This is a genomic window from Rhizobium sp. Root1204 (assembly GCF_001424965.1).
Taxonomy (GTDB): domain Bacteria; phylum Pseudomonadota; class Alphaproteobacteria; order Rhizobiales; family Rhizobiaceae; genus Pararhizobium.
Window position 1 is genome coordinate 19355 of the sequence record NZ_LMCZ01000040.1, and the last position, 17360, is coordinate 36714.

A 17360-nucleotide genomic window follows, 5' to 3' on the forward strand; every position below is an offset into this window, starting at 1 on the left:
GGAACGAGCCTATGAAAGCCATGCGCCTGGAATCGATCGGCAAACTTTTCGTGCGCGAGATCGAGACGCCCGTTCCGGGGCCGGACGACCTTCTGGTCCGGGTCGAGGCCTGCGGCATCTGTGGTACCGACCGCCATCTGCTGCACGGCGAATTTCCCTCGACGCCCCCCGTGACGCTCGGCCACGAGTTCTGTGGCATCGTCGAGGCTGTGGGTGCTGACGTGAAAGGCTTCAAGCTGGGCGCGCGCATCACCGGCGACCCGAACATTTCCTGCGGCCGCTGCCCGCAATGCCAGGCAGGCCGGATCAATCTCTGCCGAAACCTGAAGGCCATCGGCATCAGCCGCGATGGCGGTTTTGCCGATTATGTCATCGTGCCGCAGAAGCAGGCGTTCGAAATCCCGCTCGATATGCCCGCGACCCACGGCGCGTTCTGCGAACCGCTTGCCTGCTGCCTGCACGGCGTCGATATGGCTGAGATCAAGGCAGGCTCTTCGGTCGTTGTACTTGGTGGCGGCGTCATCGGACTTTTGACGGTGCAGCTGGCGCGGCTGGCGGGGGCAACGACCGTCATTCTCTCGACCCGGCAAGAAGCAAAACGGAAGCTGGCGGAAGAACTGGGCGCGACTGCCAGCATCGATCCGTCGGAAGGCGACCTGATCGAAGCCATTACCGGACCAGGCGGACTTGTTCCCGGCGGTGTCGATGTAGTGATCGAATGCGCTGGTGTGGCGGCGACGGTCGAGCAATCCACCCGGCTTGCGAAACCCGGCGGCACCGTCGTCATCCTCGGCGTGATGGCACAGGGAGAGACGGTCCGGATCGAGCCGTTCGACATTCTCTTCCGCGAACTCAGGGTGCTCGGCTCCTTCATCAATCCGTTCACGCATCGCCGCGCTGCCGATCTGGTGGCATCGAGGGTGATCAATGTGGAAAAGCTGATCTCCCGCACAATCACGCTTGAAGAAGCGCCGGACGTGATCCGCAATCCTCCGGCGGCAGGCGAAGTCAAGGTCCTGGTGGTAAGCAACCGCGTCTGATTCGATCGCCGTGCCACCTCTTAGATTTTCCGGTCTATCGTGATACAAGAATTGCGGTGATCTCAAGCTATGGGGAAGCAAGATGACGGCATTTGGCGTTGTACGGTTCCGCCCGAAATCCGGCCTGCATGACGAGTTCGAAAACCTGTTTCGCAGCCTTTCGCGCAACTTCGAGGGATTACGGAAATTCTCGCTGATCAAGTCCGCCGATGGCACCTATTGTTCGATCGGCGAATGGGACAGTTTCGATCATATGGTGGCGGCGCGGCCAAAGATGATCAACAATCTCGACACGTTCCGCCATACGCTGGAGGATCTGGGCGAGGAGCGCGGTGTCACCGATGCGGTTTCAGGCGATGCCGTCATAGAAATTTCCTTCTCCTAGCTCGCCGGCATTCGAGCGACACCGGGCAGACCTGACGGAAATGTCCGCAGGCCCCACGCTTGACGGAGGTCTGAATGACCGACCGATGGGAAATGTGCATCGCACCTCCCATCGGTCAGATTCGTCATGCCGCTATCATTGTTTACCTCAAGCGGCGAAGCGGGCGATCACCTCGGCCAGCGGCACATGGCCGACGCAGGCGCCGGAGCCAGCCGGTGTTTCGCCGTCCTCGACTGCCAGGGCATATTGCACCACCGGCTCGGCTTCGATCCGGCGGCGCAGCGCGGCAAGTTTCGGATAGGCCTTGGGGTCAACGGCTTGATGGAATTCGGCCCAGCGCGCCACACCGATCAGCGTCGTATCCGCCAAACTCAGGCGATCACCAGCCAGAAATGGCGTATCACCGATCATAGCTTCCAGCTTTTCGTGGCGTTCCACAACGGATTTGCGGCCGAACTCGCGCAGAAATGCAAGTGTCTCTGGCGTCTCGCCTTCGGACTCAAGCGCAACCCACAATGGCCCGAAAGCACCGGTGAAGCCGGTATTGATGAAGGCCATCAACTGCAACATCCGGTCTGCCTGTGGCGAGCGGGGCTCAAAGCTGATGCGGTGCTGGGTATCGCGGGCTGCAAGCCAGCCGGCAATCGCCATGGTTTCGGTGAGGACTGCGCCCTTGTCCGTGATCAGGACAGGAGTTTCCTGACGGCCGTTCAGCCGGGCATAGGCATCGTTCTTCATCTCGGAGAGCATGTCGACGCGGCAGAGGCGGTAAGGCTGGCCGACTTTTTCGAACGCAGCGACAAGCCCCATCGAGCTTCCAAGCGGGAAGCCGTGAATGAGAATAGGTTCCATTTTTCGGGTCTCTTGTTGTTGTTGATGGTGACGCTGCGCAGCGATGGTTGACCCTAACCATTGGCGCCCCCATGTAAATTACGCACTCTTTTGTAACCAGGACCGCCCGATGAAAGACGTCGTCTCCAAATGCCCGATCGAAGAGACCATGCGCGTGCTGAGCGGCCGCTGGCCGACATTGCTGCTCTATTATCTCAAGGACGGCACCAAGCGATTCAGCGATCTGCAGCGCGACAACCCGACGCTGTCGCACCGGATGCTGGCGCTGGAACTGCGCAAGCTGGAAAAAGCCGGCATTGTCAGACGTACGGCCTTTTCCGGTTATCCGCTGCGGGTCGACTATGACCTGACGGCTTCGGGCTATGCGCTCGTGCCGCTGATCGACGCGCTCGGCGATTGGTGGGAGGACACTGCAGGCGCCCGGGGTGAACCGGTTGAAACAAAGATACGCAGGCCACTGATCAAGGCGGCCTGACGGTCGGCCGCATTTTTGCACCGGGGCGCCTGCCCCTGTGCAATGGGGAAGCAGCAATCCGCTGTCAGCAAATCGGATTTGGTGTAAACTGTGCGCATGAGCGACACCCAGCCCCTTTTCGCGGCGTTGCGCCAATCGGCAAGGCCGGACATTGTCGATGCCATCGAACGGCTCGTTCAAGATGCGCCGGACCGCAAACTCGGCCGGGTAAACCCGCTGGCGTTCGCCGCCAACGCGGGATTTGACGAAGAACACGCGATCAACGGGTTTCTGCACGCGTCGCGGCTCGGCCTGTTCGAGATGTCATGGAATGTCCTGTGCCCGGGGTGCGGCGGTGTGCTCGATGCCAATACCTCGCTCAAGACCGTGCAAAGCGAGCAATATATCTGCGCGCTCTGTGCCGCCGGTTACGAGCCGACGCTCGATGAGATGGTCGAGGTGACCTTCACGGTCAATCCGCGGGTGCGCCACATCGAAGCGCATAATCCGCACGACCTGCCGCCGCTCGAATATTTCCGTCAGATCTACTGGGGCTCCGGCATCGACATGCCGGAAGACGATTACGAGGCGAAGGTCGATGAATTCGTCCTCGAAGCGCTGGAACTGCCATCCGGCGAAAAGGCGGTCATCTCGCTGCAATTGCCCGAAGGGTTCGTGATGGTGTTTGAGCCCGTCACCCATGCGGCACAGTTCATTGACGTGAAGGGCGAGCCGACCAAGGAGCGAACGAACCTTTCGCTTGTCTTCGACAGGTCTTTTCAGCATCGCGAGACGCTGGAATTGCGGCCCGGGCCGGTGCGGATCATGGTGGAAAATCACACCGGGGTCCGGACATTGCCGTCCGTGTGCCTGGCCAACGACGCATTGCACGATCTGCTCGGGCGGCGCCGCCCCTTCCTGACCGCCAAACGCCTGCTCACCAATCAGACGTTCCGCGACATTTACCGCACCGATACGATCGACGTCGATCAGCGGCTGAAGATCACCAGTCTCACCTTTCTCTTCACCGACCTGCGTGGCTCGACAGAGCTTTACGAGCGCGTCGGCGATCTCGCAGCCTTCGATCTGGTGAAGACGCATTTCAGCATTTTGAACGAGATCGTCAGTGCGGAAGCAGGCGCCGTCGTCAAGACCATCGGCGATGCGGTGATGGCCACCTTCCCGACACCGGACCGTGCCGTAGCCGCCGCCATGCGGATGCGCGATGCGATGCGCGCACTCAATGAGGAGCATGGTAACGAAGACCTGCTTTTGAAGATTGGCATCCATGAAGGACCGTGCATTGCGGTCAGCCTGAACGAACGGCAGGATTATTTCGGCCAGACCGTCAACATCGCCTCAAGGGTACAGCATCTCGCCACGTCCCGCGAAATCTTCGCAACCGGCTCTGTCCTGCAAGACCAGCGTGCCTTGCACCTGCTGACACAGCGCGGCGTGACGCCGGCATCGCACAATGTCGCCCTTCGCGGCATTACCGGCGAGATCGGCATTTTCGCGATTCCGTAAGCGCTCGTCCGCCGGGTTGCCAATTCCCGGCAAACCGAACCTCGCAACAGGCGCCATGACAGGGAAAACACGCGAACTTTCCTGTCGATTCCCGCATTTTCGGGGTTCCGCTTTGCGTCACATTTCCCTATAAGCCGCTTCTAGCCTGAAAATACCAAGCCTGCGCGACCCGACCGGTGATCTCCCACCCTGGCCGGTTTTTTGCGCAGCCGGAAAAAGCGGATAGAACCCATGCCAAAGCGCCAAGACATTAAATCGATCCTCATCATCGGCGCGGGTCCGATTGTCATCGGCCAGGCTTGCGAGTTCGACTATTCCGGCACACAGGCCTGCAAGGCGCTGCGCGAGGAAGGATACCGGGTCATCCTAGTCAACTCCAATCCCGCCACCATCATGACCGACCCGGATATGGCCGATGCGACCTATGTCGAGCCGATCACGCCTGAAGTCGTCGCCAAGATCATTGCCAAGGAACGCCCGGACGCGCTTCTGCCGACCATGGGCGGCCAGACGGCGCTCAACACCGCACTCTCCTTGAAGCGCATGGGCGTGCTCGACCGCTACAATGTCGAGATGATCGGCGCCAAGCCCGCCGCCATCGACATGGCCGAAGACCGCGCCCTGTTCCGCGAAGCGATGGAGCGCATTGGTCTCGAAACTCCAAAATCGCTGCTGGCCAATGCCACCGAAATCAAAGACGCCGACCGCAAGGTGCATGTCGCCGAGCGCGACAAGCTGAAGGCGCAGCTGTCAGGCGCCGAACTGGACAAGGCGCTGGACGAACTGGAAAACCAGTGGAATCTCGGCGAGACAGACCGCAAGCAGCGCTACATGAGCCATGCCATGGCGATCGGCGCGCAGGCGCTCGACACCATTGGCCTGCCCGCGATCATCCGCCCGTCCTTCACCATGGGCGGCACCGGCGGCGGCATTGCCTATAACCGCTCGGAATTCTTCGAGATCATCAATTCCGGCCTCGACGCTTCGCCGACCACCGAAGTGCTGATCGAAGAATCGGTGCTCGGCTGGAAGGAATACGAAATGGAAGTGGTCCGCGACACGGCGGACAACTGCATCATCATCTGCTCGATCGAGAACATCGACCCGATGGGCGTGCACACGGGTGACTCAATCACCGTTGCCCCTGCCCTGACGCTGACCGACAAAGAATACCAGATCATGCGCAACGCCTCGATCGCGGTTCTGCGCGAGATCGGCGTCGAGACAGGCGGTTCGAACGTGCAGTTCGCCGTCAATCCCGAAAACGGCCGCCTCGTCGTCATCGAGATGAACCCGCGTGTTTCGCGCTCCTCTGCTCTGGCATCGAAGGCCACCGGTTTCCCGATCGCCAAGATCGCCGCCAAGCTCGCGGTCGGCTACACGCTGGACGAACTCGACAACGACATTACCGGCGGTGCGACGCCTGCCTCGTTCGAACCTTCGATCGACTATGTCGTCACCAAGATCCCGCGCTTCGCCTTCGAAAAGTTCCCCGGCGCCGGCACGACGCTGACGACGGCGATGAAGTCGGTCGGCGAAGTCATGGCAATCGGCCGCACCTTTGCCGAATCGCTGCAGAAGGCCCTGCGTGGCCTCGAAACCGGCCTGACCGGTCTCGACGAGATCGAAATCCCGGGGCTGGAAGACAGTGGCGACAACCACAACGCCATCCGCGCCGCCATCGGCACCCCGACGCCCGATCGCCTGCGCATGGTCGCCCAGGCGCTGCGCATGGGCATGTCGGAAGCCGACGTTCATGACGGTTCGAAGATCGACCCGTGGTTCATCGCCCAGTTCAAGGCGATCGTCGACATGGAAGCCCGCGTGCGCGAGCATGGCCTGCCGGAAGACGCTGAAAACCTGCGCATGTTGAAGGCCATGGGCTTTTCCGATGCGCGTCTTGCGACGCTCTCCAAGAGCCGCCCGAAGGAAGTGGCCGAACTGCGCAACCGGCTGAACGTGCGCCCGGTCTACAAGCGCATCGACACCTGCGCTGCCGAATTCGCCTCGCCGACCGCCTACATGTACTCGACCTACGAGACGCCGTTTGATGGGAAGGCACGCTCCGAAGCGCAGATTTCCGACCGCAAGAAGGTCGTCATCCTCGGTGGCGGTCCAAACCGCATCGGCCAGGGCATCGAGTTCGACTATTGCTGCTGCCATGCCGCCTTCGCGCTGAAGGATGCCGGCTATGAAGCGATCATGATCAACTGCAACCCGGAAACCGTCTCGACCGACTATGACACATCCGACCGGCTCTATTTCGAGCCGCTGACCGCCGAAGACGTGATCGAAATCCTGCGCGCCGAACAGGAAAACGGCGAGTTGCACGGCGTCATCGTCCAGTTCGGTGGCCAGACGCCGCTGAAGCTCGCCGAAGCGCTGGAAAAGAACGGCATCCCGATCCTCGGCACCGCCCCCGACATGATCGATCTCGCCGAAGACCGCGACCGGTTCCAGAAGCTTCTGATGAAGCTCGACCTCAACCAGCCGAACAACGGCATCGCCTATTCAGTCGAACAGGCCCGCCTCGTCGCATCCGAAATCGGCTTCCCGCTGGTCGTGCGCCCGTCCTATGTTCTGGGCGGCCGTGCCATGCAGATCATCCATTCGGAATCGATGCTGCAGACCTACCTGCTCGACACCGTACCGGAACTGGTGCCGGAAGATATCAAGCAGCGCTATCCGAACGACAAGACCGGCCAGATCAACACCCTGCTCGGCAAGAACCCGCTTCTGTTCGACAGCTACCTGACCAATGCCGTCGAAGTCGACGTCGATGCGCTCTGCGACGGTGAGACTGTGTTCGTCTCCGGTATCATGGAGCATATCGAGGAAGCCGGTATCCACTCCGGTGACTCTGCTTGCTCTTTGCCTGTCTACTCGCTGTCATCCGAGATCGTCGACGAACTCGAGCGCCAGACCAAGGCAATGGCCAAGGCCTTGAACGTCGGCGGCCTGATGAACGTCCAGTACGCCATCAAGGACGGCACGATCTACGTGCTCGAAGTCAACCCGCGCGCCTCGCGCACGGTGCCCTTCGTCGCCAAGACCATCGGCGCGCCGATCGCCAAGATCGCTGCCCGCATCATGGCCGGCGAAAAGCTTGATGATGCGATCTCCGCCTATGGCAAGAAGCCGGATCCGCGCAAGCTGAACCACATTGCCGTCAAGGAAGCGGTGTTCCCGTTTGCCCGCTTCCCCGGCGTCGACATCCTGCTTGGCCCGGAAATGCGCTCGACCGGCGAAGTCATCGGCCTCGATACAGACTTCGCGCTGGCCTTCGCCAAGGCCCAGCTCGGTGCCGGCGTCGACCTGCCCCGCGAAGGCACCGTGTTCGTCTCGGTGCGCGACGAGGACAAGGAACGGGTCCTGCCCGCCATCCGCATCCTGACTGACATCGGCTTCAAGGTGATGGCAACCGGCGGCACGCAGCGCTTCCTCGCCGAAAAGGGCATCACCGCCACCAAGATCAACAAGGTCCAGGAAGGCCGTCCGCATATCGAGGACGCCATCCGCAACCGCCAGGTCCATCTCGTCATCAACACGACGGATTCGAACAAGGCGATCTCGGACTCGAAGTCGCTGCGCCGTGCGACGCTGATGCAGAAGGTGCCGTATTACACGACGATGGCGGGTGCCGAAGCGGCTGCCCGGGCGATCAAGGCCTTGAAGGCCGGAAGCCTGGAAGTGCGCACGCTGCAGAGCTATTTCCAGGATTGATGCATGTGAACGGCGCCTGAGAGGGCGCCGTTTCTCTTTTGCGAAATATCAGATCGCAATTTCCGCACGCGCAAGGCGCACGGTTCGAAAACCGAGAATGACGGCGACAGCTGCAATCACACATCCGCTGACAAAAACCACCAGCATGGCGTGGCGCATCGTTTCAACGCTTGCAGTGCCGCCGAACCCCATGAGATTGGCAACTAGACCGAAGACTGCGGCGCCGATCGCATACCCTGCCGATTGCAAGGTCGGCAGCATGGCCGAGGTCCGGTCGCGTTCGTCATCGGTGGATACGTCCATCATCAGCTGGCTGAGCGTGCCCCAGGAGACGCCGAAGCCTGCGCCGATCATCGCCTGCCCCGGCAGGATCAACCAGAATATGTCGGCACTGATCGCAAGCACCACCGAGGCCAGTCCCGCCAGAAGCAGAACCGGGCCTGTCAACATGATCCGATTGCGTAATGCCAGCGACCGCACACTTGCCACGCCGATGGCGCTCAGGCTCCAGGAAATCGCCATGACTGCGCTCAGCGCGCCGGCTGCGGTCGGACCGAGATTCCAGAGATGCTGCAGGCTGTAGACGAGGAACACCGAGCCAGCTGCCTGCGAAAGCGGCATCAGCAGGATCACCCATAATCCGGTTCCCAGTGCCTTGCGGGCGGTGAATGCCGCGCTCGGCAGAACCGGGTTGGGTGAACGCCGGTCGAAGAGAACGACGGTTACCAGAACCACGGCCGCGCCGATCAACAATGCGGTCATCGGCATTGTTCCACCAGCAATGCCGGACAGCGAGATCATCAGGATGCCAGCCCCCGCTGCGACGAGGCGTACAAACGGAATGGGCGAGACTTTCCCGGCACCGGACACCCCGCGCGGAACGATGGCGAGAACGAGGACGATGAAGATGGCCGCCGCCGGGATGCTGACGAAGAAGGCCGCCCGCCATGAAAAATGCTCGGTCAATCCGCCGGCGACCAGCGGTCCGGAAAACGCCGCCATGGCCCAGACGATCGCCTCGGCGCCGAACACCTTGGGGACGAGGCGGGAGGGGAAAAGCTCGGGGATCAGCGCATAGCAAAGAGCGGCGACAACACCCTCACCCGCCCCCTGCAGCAACCGCCCGGCCAGAACCTCTTTCATATCAGCAGCGGTGGTCGCAAGCACCGTGCCGGCGATGAAAACGGTTGCTGCGGCAAGCAGTGTGTTGCGGGCACCGAACCGCCGCTTGAGATTGGCCGCGACAAGGCCGCCGATGATGGCAAAGACCAGATAGAGGGTGAAGGCCCAGGACAGAAGCGAGGCACCACCGAGTTCCTCGACCGCCGTCGGCAAGGCCGTGGAAATGAAGAACTCGTTGAAGGCGAACAGGGCGACGCCGAGGCAGAGCGTTATCGTCGAAACGAGATAACGCGGCTGCATCAGCTCACCCCATCCTCCGGCCATTTCAGAGGAGGCGCTGTTCACCGGCTCGTCTGTGTAAGGGATATTGTCAGTCGTCATGCTTCCGTCTCCAGTAGGGAGCCAGACTGATACAACCTCAAGCGCTGTTGAGGTAAAGCCCTATTTTTACGGCAGAACTGATTTTTTCGCCCTCACGCCGCCTGATTTTCTTTGGCTGGACGGGCATTGAACAGCTCCCGGCCGATGGTGTGCGCGGCCTCCAGATGCCGGACGACATCCGCCGGTTCCGACCCGAGCAGCAGTTCCGATGTCAGCACCGGAGCGCCACAATAATCAAAGATGCCGTGATCGATCTGCGTCTTCATCGCATCGCGATAGCCCCGCCGCTCATAGGTCGATGCGCTGGCGCCGCCGAGGCCGACAAGATGAACGTTAAGATGACGCAACCTCTTCACGGACTTGATCCCCACACCCTCATCATAGGCCCAGCCGTTGGAAAACACCCGATCGATCCAGCCCTTCAGCAAGGCGGGCATCGACCACCAGTGGACGGGAAAGACCAGCACGAGCGATTCGGCACGATCGATCCGCTTCTGCTCGGCGGCGATATCTGGCGGGATTGGCACGTCACGGCGGTGAACGGCAAGGTCGGTCACTGTGAATTCCGGCGAAAAACCTTCCGCTGAAAGATCAGCGATTTCAAAGGAATGATCATCATTCGGCTGGGCGATGCCCTCCGCCAGATGCCGGACGATAGTGTGGGTCAGCGAATCCTGGTCGGGATGGGCGACGACGATAAGCGCATGCATGTTGAAAACTCCTGCTTGGCTGTTGCGAGCGAAAGTCGCACGCTATATACTTTTAGTAAGTTACTTTTGGTACATAACGGTGTCAAGCATGGAAAACACAGCTCCCACCACGTCGACACGACGGCGCCTGTCGCGAGAGGAACGGCTTCGTCAGTTGCTGGATGTCGCATGGCGAGTGGTTCGCACCGAGGGAACCGAAGCACTGACGCTTGGTTATCTGGCCGAACAGGCAGGCGTGACCAAGCCCGTGGTCTACGACCATTTCAACACACGGCCGGGACTGTTGGCAGTGCTCTACCGCGAATACGACACGCGTCAGACGGCGCTGATGGACAAGGCGCTTGAGGACAGCGAGCCGACCCTTTCCGGAAAGGCACGGGTGATTGCATCATCCTATATCGAATGCGTTCTTCTGCAGGGGCGAGAAATTCCCGGCGTCAGCGCAGCCCTGGCAGGCTCGCCCGAACTGGAAAAGATCAAGCGCGAATACGAGACGGTCTTCACCGAAAAATGCCGGGCGGCTCTTGCCCCCTTCTCTGGCACCGGCACGATTGCCGCCGCCGGTCTCTGGGCCATGCTTGGGGCCGCCGAAGCCCTCTCCTATGCCGCCGCGACCGGCGACATCACCGCCGCTCAAGCCGAAGACGAACTTTACCAGACCATCCTGTCGATGGTTAGCCGGAACGCCTAGTAACCACCGACGATCGGCAGAACCTCGCCGGTAATGTAGCTGGAGCATTGGGGCGATGCGAGGAAGACGTAGGCCGGGGCAATCTCTTCCGGCTGTGCGGGACGCTTCATTGGCGTGTCGGCCCCGAATGTGGCGACGTCCTCTGCCTGTTTGTCGGAAGGATTGAGTGGCGTCCACACCGGCCCCGGTGCGACGGCGTTGACGCGGATGCCCTTTTCGATGAGTTGACCGGACAATGCCTTCGTGAAGGCATGAATGCCGCCCTTGGTCATGGAATAATCGACCAACTGCTTGCTGCCCTCGATGCCCGTAACCGAACCCGTGTTGACGATGGCGCTGCCCTCCTTCATGTGCGGCACCGCGGCCTGTGCCATGAAAAAATAACCGTAGAGATTGGTCTTCAGCGTTTCGTCGAAATGCTCCTCCGAAAGGTCGAGCACATCGGCGGAATGGACCTGGAAGGCGGCGTTGTTGACGAGTACATCCAGCCGCCCAAAGACTTCGACCACGGCGGCAACGGCCTTCCGGCAGAATGCCCGGTCTTTCACGTCGCCGGGAAAGGTCATGGCCTTCCGTCCTTCCGCCTCGATCGCCTTCACTGTGTCGTCGGCATCCTTGCCTTCGGCAAGATGAAGGATCGCGACATCGGCGCCCTCCCGGGCAAAAAGAACTGCGACCGCACGGCCGATGCCGCTGTCGCCGCCGGTGATCAATGCAACCTTTCCATCGAGCTTGCCGGACCCTTTGTAGTAAGGCGCTTCATAGAAGGGGGCCGGGTCGAGCCTGTGTTCGGCACCCGGCTTCGGCTGGTGCTGCCTGGGAAAGGGCGGGACCGGATAAGCCCGCGCGCCAGCTTGCATGGCTTTCGGTTTGGCAGGCTTTTTCGTTTTTTCGCTGGCGTCGGCCTTGGCCACCTCAGCCTGGATATCACGCTGCTTCTCCGCCGTGCGGGCGGCTGGACTCGACCGTGCGGCCATCGTATCTCTCCTCGCGATTTTTAAGAAATCTGTGTCGGCTTGATCGTGCCGACGGACACGACACCATCGACAACGCCGCGCGGTCCGGACGCAGCAACGCCCAACTGGTCCAGCATTTCAACGACGGCATAAAGCCGCTCGTTGCGAAAAGCGCTGGCGTCTCGCGTCGAATTGCCCTCCGCAGGGGCAGCGTCGATCTCGGTAAAATCCAGTTCTGCTTCCGCTGCCGTGACGCGGGCATCAGCGGCGGAAAAAGCGCGAACAATCACCTCGCCGTGGTTATCGGCATTGTCCCAGTTGGGATCCCCTGCCCTTGCAACAGGAACCAGCCGGTAAAGCTTCAACCTGTCCAGAGGGCGGTGGTTTTCCTGTATCATCGATCCTCGCTTTCCGGCGCGGCATCGCCGCGCGCCTGTTCCTGACGTCCCACCGCCTGCACCCGCAGGAGCGCCGCAGTGACAATCGACTGAAGCTCGTCATCGGCGATCTGCTGAGTTGCAAAACTGCCATTGGGCTCCACTCCAGGATCTTCCTCATGATCGAGAACCGTTTCGGCATCGCGCCTCAGTCGCTCCACAAAGGCCCGGCCCTCAGCGCCATCTGCGATAAACGCAGCCAGTGCGACCAAGAGTTTTCTGTGGGCATTGAGCCGGCCTTCAAGCTGTTCCGGTGATTGGTTTCGCATCATCTGGTCCTCGTCTCAAACACCCAACGGGCACTACCGTCATTTGTTCCCTCCAAGCCATTTTCAGCGCTGGATGGACACCCCACGGCTTGCGCCCGCCTCCGATTAATCTGGCTTTTTCACTCCGCTTTCTGCTATAAGAGTCATTCAAATGTTTCCGACGGTTCCGGAGTTAACGCTCCGGTGACCGTTTTCTTTTGTGCTAAGCCCTGCTTGAAGCGGGCAAGCATGGACTATGAAGGACAGCGAAATGGTCGATAAAGTACCGATGACTCAGAGCGGATTCGCCAAGTTGCAGGAAGAACTGCGTTGGCGTCAGCAGGAAGAGCGCCCGCGGATCATCGAAGCGATTTCCGAAGCGCGCGCCCATGGCGACCTTTCGGAAAACGCCGAATATCATGCGGCCAAGGAAGCCCAGAGCCACAATGAAGGCCGCATTGGCGAAGTCGAAGATTACGTCGCGCGCGCCGAAGTCATCGACCTGTCGAAGATGTCCGGTACGAAGATCAAGTTCGGCGCCACCGTCAAGCTGATCGATGAAGACACGGAAGAGAACAAGACCTACCAGATCGTCGGCGACCAGGAAGCCGACGTGAAGCAGGGCCGCATCTCGATCTCCTCGCCGATTGCCCGCGCCCTGATTGGCAAGGAAGTCGGCGATTCGATCGAAGTCGTCGCCCCCGGCGGCTCCAAGGCTTACGAGATCCTCGCGATCAACTGGGGCTGATCCCCGGCATGCCCATAGAAAAGCCCGGACGGCGCGCAAAGCTGCCTCCGGGCTTTTTCTGTTCCTGCATGTTTAAAGCGCTACAGCGACCTTTGAGCCTCATGAAGGGTGCGCACTGCAAATCACACACAAGGGCTGGCAAGTGGTAGATATCAGCGACGTCGAGATCATTGCACCGAACTTCAAGCAACGCCTCTCCGGCGTCACCTCGACCATCATCCAGCTGATCCCCGTGCAGCGGGCACTTGGCCAGAAAGTGGCGGCTCTTGGACCGGGTCTGCCGGATAGCCTGCCACATATCGGATACACAGCCCTTCTCAGCCTCTGGCGCCGTCCGAAAAGCCGGGCGCTGCGCGTCTGGCATGCCCGCCGCAACATCGAAATGCTGCCCGCTATCGTCTTGCGCGATATCCTGCGGATGAAACTGAAGATCGTCTTCACCTCGGCTTCGCAGCGCAAACATTCCGGCTGGACCAAATTCCTCGTCCGGCGGATGGACGCGGTGATCGCCACCAGCAACCGTACGGCCGACTATCTGGAGGTGCCGAGTACGACGATCATGCACGGCATCGACACGCAGCGCTTTTTCCCGGCACATGACAAGGCCGCAGCAAAGGCAGCCCTCAACCTGCCGTCAGACAAGAGGATTGCCGGCTGCTTCGGCCGGGTTCGCCATCAGAAGGGCACCGACCTGTTCGTCGACAGCATGATCAGCCTTTTGCCACAACGGCCCGACTGGATTGCCGTGGTCGCTGGCCGCGCCACGCCATCGCATCAGGGGTTCGAGACAGAACTGAAGGAAAAGGTCAAAGCCGCAGGCCTTGCCGGACGCATCCTGTTCGTCGGCGAACACACTAATATTCCAGACTGGTACCGCGCGCTCGATCTTTTCATCGCGCCACAGCGCTGGGAAGGTTTTGGCTTGACACCTCTGGAGGCTATGGCAACGCAAGTGCCGGTAGTGGCAACCGACGTCGGCGCATTTTCCGAACTACTCGTCACGGGCGAGGACGAAACCGGCATCCTGGTCCCCGCCAACGACCTGACCGCGATGGCCGGCGCTGCGGCATCGCTGATGGACGATCCGGAACGGACAAAGCGCGCGGGCGAACAAGGTCTTTCCCACGCCATCGCCAGCTTCAGCATCAAGGGCGAAGCGACAAAAATCGGTGAAATCTACGAAAAGCTTTTGTCGTCTGCGACTTAAGGTTTTCGCTTGAACAGTTCGATATAGGCGTTGGCGACCGCTTCCTCGGAGAACTGGCCCATCAGGGTCTTTTGGCCGCCCAGGATAACACGATCGGCCAGTTGACGGTCGTTGATCAGCCGCTCGATTGCCCGGCTGAAACCATCGGTATCGCCGATATCGGCGAGCAGGCCGTTGTCACCATCGCGCATGAACCAGCTCGGACCTTCGGAACGGCTGGAAACGACCGGCTTGCCTTGTGCCCAGGCCTCCAGAATGACATTGCCGAGCGGTTCGTGGCTCGACGGCATGACGAAGATATCGCAGGCGGCCACATAGGGCCGGGTATCCTTCTGCCAGCCAAGGAACCGCACGCGGTCAGTGACACCGATATCGGCGGCCAGCTTGCGGACATTCTCCATCTCCTCACCGTCGCCGGCAATCCAGAGATAGACGCCAGGCAGCTTGGCCACGGCCTCGGTCAGCAGCGCAAAACCCTTGCGCGGAACGAAACGTCCCATGGACATGACAACGGGCGCATTCTCCGGCGTGTCGACAGTTCTGCGGTCAACCGGTGTGACGCGCTCGGTGCTGGTGAAGTTGGAGATGACCTCGACGCTGCGCGTCCAGCCGAGACTGCGCACATGATCGGCAATGCCGGGCGTGTTGCAGACGATCACATCGGTATTCTTGAAATAGTGCAGCCGGGTCGGATAATCGCCAAGCCGCGAAACCTTGATGCAACCCTTGTAGTCCGGCATCAGCTCGCTTGCCCGCGGCGCCCATGCCATCAGCGCGTCCGGATTGCTGCTCCTCGCCATCCTCAGGACTTTGCGTGGCAACAGAACCCGATCAAGCGACAGATTGCGGAAATGGCTCTCCGTCACCCCGACAGCAGCATTGATATCCCGCCGCCAGACGCGATTGGGCCGGATGACCGCCGTCTGTTCGATGCCACGGCGCGCTAGCGCATTGACGAGATGGACGAAAAAGCGCTCCGCCCCGCCATCCTTGCCGAAATGAAAGTGCGAAACCTTCATCGGAAGCCAGACCCGCGCTTGAAGAGATCGATATAGGCGGCGCTGATCGCATCCTCGGAAAAGCGGTCGCGCAATGTCGCCTGTCCGCCCTCGCTGAGGCGCTGGCGAAGAGCCGGATCTGCGCGCAGCCTTTCAATCGCATTTGTGAGACCCGCAGCGTCGGCGCAATCGACCATCAGCGCATCGGCCTCATCCGTCATCACCCATGAAGGGCCTTCCGCACGCGATGCGATCGTCGGCTTACCGGCGCCCCATCCCTCAAAGCAGACATTGCCGAGCGGTTCATGCAGCGAGGTGACGGCAAAGGCATCTGCAGCGGCCAGATAGCCATAGGCATTGGTTTTCCATCCAGGGAACCGCACACGATCCGAGACACCGAGATCGGCGGCCAGCTTGATCAGGTTGTCGCGTTCAGGGCCGTCTCCCAGCAGCCAGAGATAGGTATTGGGCGCATTGGCAATCGCCCGGATCAGATAGTCGAAGCCCTTGCGGGGAACAAATCGGCCCATGCCAGCCACCACGAAAGCATCGTTTGGTGTTTGCAGCTCGCTGCGCTGAACCGCAGCAACCGGCTTTGCACGGGTGAAATTGGCAATCACCTCGATGTCGCGGGTCCAGCCCATCTTCCGCACCTTGTCGGCCATATCGGGCGTGATGCAGACAAGGGTCTGGACGTTCTTGTAGTAGTCGAGATGTTCGGGATAATCGCCAAGGCGCGACAGGCGAAACGAAGCATCCCATTTCGGCATGAAACGGCTCGCCCGCAATTGCCATGCCATGATGACGTCGGGCTGAAACTCGCGCAGCACGCTCTTCATTCTAGCCTGCAAGAGAAAGCGCGAGAGCGAGATACGCCGGAAGACCCCCTCGTAGACAGTCCCGCACGCTTCCAGATCCTTGCGCCAGCTCCGGTCCGGGCGGATCAGCATGCGCTGCTCGACGCCACGATCGTGAAGGGCATTGACGAGATTGACAAAGAAGCGCTCGGCACCGCCGTCCTTGCCGAAGTGATAGTGCATAACCTTCATGACGTCCTCACTTGCCGCGGCGTGCGCGCTCCATGTCGTCGAAATTCGGCTTCCGCTGCAACGCGTGCCGCTGGTAGATCTTGGCTGCGGTCATGAAGGCGTAGACGGCACCGGTCGCAGCCTCGATAAAGCCCGGAAAGCCACACCGCCACAGCCCGTTGCGAAAATAGAGCCGCAGAAAATAAAGTGGGGGACTGAACAGCATCTTGTAGGCCCGTGGCGGCTTGCCAGCGACAAACTGCTGGTCGGCCTTCAGGGTAGAATACTTGTTTTCCTTGAGAATCTGTTCGTCCAGCATAAGCGGCCGGTAATGCAACAGGCTGCCGGTCGCCGCCGCTCCAGCCTTGCCATCAGGGACGATGCCTTCATGAACTTTCTGAGAAAGATCGTAGGCGCCCCTGCCCTTGCGGATCAGCCGCAGGTTCTTGCGCTCGCGTACCTTATCAGGCGTGTAGCCATAGCCGATCAGATAGGGCCGGCGGGCAATACGCCAGCCAACGATATCTACGGGAGCCTCCAGCAGCGACGGCAGCAAGGCTTGAAGCGGCTCGTCCAGCCGCTCGTCGGAATCGATATTCAGACACCAGGGCTCACGGCACTGATCGAGCGCGAACTGCTTCTGGCCGGCATAGCCGCGCCAGGGTTCGAACAGGAAACGGATTGGCCAGCCCTTGTCGATATAGGATTGCACCAGCGCCGCCGTACCGTCGGTCGATCCCGAATCGACGATGACGATCTCGGCGCAGCTTTCCAGGCTCTCGATGCAATTGCCGAGATAGGCCTCTTCATTCTGGCAGATGATGAAGGCGGAGAGCGGGAGTTTCGCTGGCAT

17 protein-coding genes are annotated in these 17360 nt (G+C 60.6%); 8 read left to right on the forward strand and 9 right to left on the reverse strand.

Going from position 1 to position 17360, the window contains the following annotated elements:
• Positions 1-11: 11 nt before the first annotated feature.
• A complete protein-coding gene (locus ASC96_RS24470) occupies positions 12-1040 on the forward strand; it encodes a zinc-dependent alcohol dehydrogenase family protein (protein WP_060505695.1) in 1029 nt (342 codons plus the stop codon).
• Between the two features lie 82 nt (positions 1041-1122).
• Positions 1123-1425: an antibiotic biosynthesis monooxygenase gene (locus tag ASC96_RS24475; RefSeq protein WP_060505696.1), complete on the forward strand. Its 303-nt coding sequence runs from the start codon at positions 1123-1125 to the stop codon at positions 1423-1425.
• A 147-nt stretch (positions 1426-1572) separates the two neighbouring features.
• On the opposite strand, the gene ASC96_RS24480 is transcribed toward ASC96_RS24475, so the two are convergent.
• Complete coding sequence (locus ASC96_RS24480; protein WP_060505697.1) at positions 1573-2277, reverse strand: glutathione S-transferase family protein; 705 nt, start codon at positions 2275-2277, stop codon at positions 1573-1575.
• Between the two features lie 109 nt (positions 2278-2386).
• Between ASC96_RS24480 and ASC96_RS24485 the strand changes: the two genes are divergently transcribed.
• From ASC96_RS24485 to carB, 3 genes are all read left to right on the forward strand, one after another.
• Positions 2387-2752, forward strand: coding sequence for a helix-turn-helix domain-containing protein (locus ASC96_RS24485; protein ID WP_060505698.1), 366 nt, complete (start codon positions 2387-2389; stop codon positions 2750-2752).
• Between the two features lie 96 nt (positions 2753-2848).
• Positions 2849-4258 carry an adenylate/guanylate cyclase domain-containing protein gene (locus ASC96_RS24490; RefSeq protein ID WP_060505699.1) on the forward strand — a complete coding sequence of 470 codons (1410 nt, stop codon included), beginning with the start codon at positions 2849-2851 and terminating at the stop codon, positions 4256-4258.
• 231 nt (positions 4259-4489) lie between these two features.
• On the forward strand, positions 4490-7981 hold the full coding sequence (gene carB, locus ASC96_RS24495; protein ID WP_060505700.1) for a carbamoyl-phosphate synthase large subunit: 3492 nt from the start codon (positions 4490-4492) through the stop codon (positions 7979-7981).
• Positions 7982-8029: 48 nt separating this feature from the next.
• Here the strand turns inward: carB and ASC96_RS24500 are convergent, their stop codons facing one another.
• Positions 8030-9427 (reverse strand): MFS transporter, encoded by a 1398-nt coding sequence (locus ASC96_RS24500; protein ID WP_060506046.1) that lies wholly within the window; start codon positions 9425-9427, stop codon positions 8030-8032.
• Between the two features lie 149 nt (positions 9428-9576).
• Positions 9577-10194, reverse strand: coding sequence for an NAD(P)H-dependent oxidoreductase (locus ASC96_RS24505; protein WP_060505701.1), 618 nt, complete (start codon positions 10192-10194; stop codon positions 9577-9579).
• An 88-nt stretch (positions 10195-10282) separates the two neighbouring features.
• Here ASC96_RS24505 and ASC96_RS24510 point away from each other — a divergent pair, with 88 nt between their 5' ends.
• Positions 10283-10885: a TetR/AcrR family transcriptional regulator gene (locus ASC96_RS24510; RefSeq protein ID WP_112834489.1), complete on the forward strand. Its 603-nt coding sequence runs from the start codon at positions 10283-10285 to the stop codon at positions 10883-10885.
• Here ASC96_RS24510 and ASC96_RS24515 read toward each other — a convergent pair.
• Genes ASC96_RS24515 through ASC96_RS24525 form a run of 3 tightly spaced genes read right to left on the reverse strand, consistent with a single transcriptional unit; the run spans position 10882 to position 12547 of the window.
• Positions 10882-11862, reverse strand: a complete 981-nt coding sequence (locus ASC96_RS24515; protein ID WP_060505703.1) for an SDR family oxidoreductase — start codon at positions 11860-11862, stop codon at positions 10882-10884. The genes ASC96_RS24510 and ASC96_RS24515 overlap by 4 nt on opposite strands.
• A gap of 20 nt (positions 11863-11882) precedes the next feature.
• On the reverse strand, positions 11883-12239 hold the full coding sequence (locus ASC96_RS24520; protein ID WP_060505704.1) for a hypothetical protein: 357 nt from the start codon (positions 12237-12239) through the stop codon (positions 11883-11885).
• Complete coding sequence (locus tag ASC96_RS24525) at positions 12236-12547, reverse strand: hypothetical protein (protein WP_162260363.1); 312 nt, start codon at positions 12545-12547, stop codon at positions 12236-12238. The genes ASC96_RS24520 and ASC96_RS24525 overlap by 4 nt, the downstream gene beginning before the upstream one ends.
• Positions 12548-12797: 250 nt before the next feature.
• Between ASC96_RS24525 and greA the strand changes: the two genes are divergently transcribed.
• Both greA and ASC96_RS24535 read left to right on the forward strand, forming a co-directional pair.
• On the forward strand, positions 12798-13274 hold the full coding sequence (greA, locus tag ASC96_RS24530; RefSeq protein ID WP_060506047.1) for a transcription elongation factor GreA: 477 nt from the start codon (positions 12798-12800) through the stop codon (positions 13272-13274).
• A gap of 142 nt (positions 13275-13416) precedes the next feature.
• Entirely contained in the window at positions 13417-14481 is a 1065-nt protein-coding gene (locus ASC96_RS24535; protein ID WP_060505706.1) for a glycosyltransferase family 4 protein, read from the forward strand.
• Here ASC96_RS24535 and ASC96_RS24540 read toward each other — a convergent pair.
• From ASC96_RS24540 to ASC96_RS24550, 3 genes are read right to left on the reverse strand one after another with little or no spacing between them, the layout of a single operon-like run.
• Positions 14478-15500 carry a glycosyltransferase gene (locus ASC96_RS24540; RefSeq protein ID WP_060505707.1) on the reverse strand — a complete coding sequence of 341 codons (1023 nt, stop codon included), beginning with the start codon at positions 15498-15500 and terminating at the stop codon, positions 14478-14480. The genes ASC96_RS24535 and ASC96_RS24540 overlap by 4 nt on opposite strands.
• A complete protein-coding gene (locus ASC96_RS24545; protein WP_060505708.1) occupies positions 15497-16528 on the reverse strand; it encodes a glycosyltransferase in 1032 nt (343 codons plus the stop codon). Before ASC96_RS24545 ends, ASC96_RS24540 begins: the two co-directional genes overlap by 4 nt.
• Before the next feature lie 7 nt (positions 16529-16535).
• Positions 16536-17360 carry a glycosyltransferase family 2 protein gene (locus tag ASC96_RS24550; RefSeq protein ID WP_060505709.1) on the reverse strand — a complete coding sequence of 275 codons (825 nt, stop codon included), beginning with the start codon at positions 17358-17360 and terminating at the stop codon, positions 16536-16538.

Excerpts from the sequence above, each read along its gene's own strand:
- ASC96_RS24490 (WP_060505699.1), top strand. The coding sequence starts at position 2,849 with ATGAGCGACACCCAGCCCCTTTTCGCGGCGTTGCGCCAATCGGCAAGG.
- ASC96_RS24500 (WP_060506046.1), bottom strand. The coding sequence starts at position 9,427 with ATGGCCGGAGGATGGGGTGAGCTGATGCAGCCGCGTTATCTCGTTTCG.
- ASC96_RS24520 (WP_060505704.1), bottom strand. The coding sequence starts at position 12,239 with ATGATACAGGAAAACCACCGCCCTCTGGACAGGTTGAAGCTTTACCGG.
- carB (WP_060505700.1), top strand. The coding sequence starts at position 4,490 with ATGCCAAAGCGCCAAGACATTAAATCGATCCTCATCATCGGCGCGGGT.
- greA (WP_060506047.1), top strand. The coding sequence starts at position 12,798 with ATGGTCGATAAAGTACCGATGACTCAGAGCGGATTCGCCAAGTTGCAG.
- ASC96_RS24525 (WP_162260363.1), bottom strand. The coding sequence starts at position 12,547 with ATGCGAAACCAATCACCGGAACAGCTTGAAGGCCGGCTCAATGCCCAC.
- ASC96_RS24550 (WP_060505709.1), bottom strand. The coding sequence starts at position 17,360 with ATGCCAGCGAAACTCCCGCTCTCCGCCTTCATCATCTGCCAGAATGAA.
- ASC96_RS24510 (WP_112834489.1), top strand. The coding sequence starts at position 10,283 with ATGGAAAACACAGCTCCCACCACGTCGACACGACGGCGCCTGTCGCGA.
- ASC96_RS24480 (WP_060505697.1), bottom strand. The coding sequence starts at position 2,277 with ATGGAACCTATTCTCATTCACGGCTTCCCGCTTGGAAGCTCGATGGGG.
- ASC96_RS24515 (WP_060505703.1), bottom strand. The coding sequence starts at position 11,862 with ATGGCCGCACGGTCGAGTCCAGCCGCCCGCACGGCGGAGAAGCAGCGT.
- ASC96_RS24475 (WP_060505696.1), top strand. The coding sequence starts at position 1,123 with ATGACGGCATTTGGCGTTGTACGGTTCCGCCCGAAATCCGGCCTGCAT.
- ASC96_RS24545 (WP_060505708.1), bottom strand. The coding sequence starts at position 16,528 with ATGAAGGTTATGCACTATCACTTCGGCAAGGACGGCGGTGCCGAGCGC.
- ASC96_RS24505 (WP_060505701.1), bottom strand. The coding sequence starts at position 10,194 with ATGCATGCGCTTATCGTCGTCGCCCATCCCGACCAGGATTCGCTGACC.
- ASC96_RS24485 (WP_060505698.1), top strand. The coding sequence starts at position 2,387 with ATGAAAGACGTCGTCTCCAAATGCCCGATCGAAGAGACCATGCGCGTG.
- ASC96_RS24540 (WP_060505707.1), bottom strand. The coding sequence starts at position 15,500 with ATGAAGGTTTCGCACTTTCATTTCGGCAAGGATGGCGGGGCGGAGCGC.
- ASC96_RS24470 (WP_060505695.1), top strand. The coding sequence starts at position 12 with ATGAAAGCCATGCGCCTGGAATCGATCGGCAAACTTTTCGTGCGCGAG.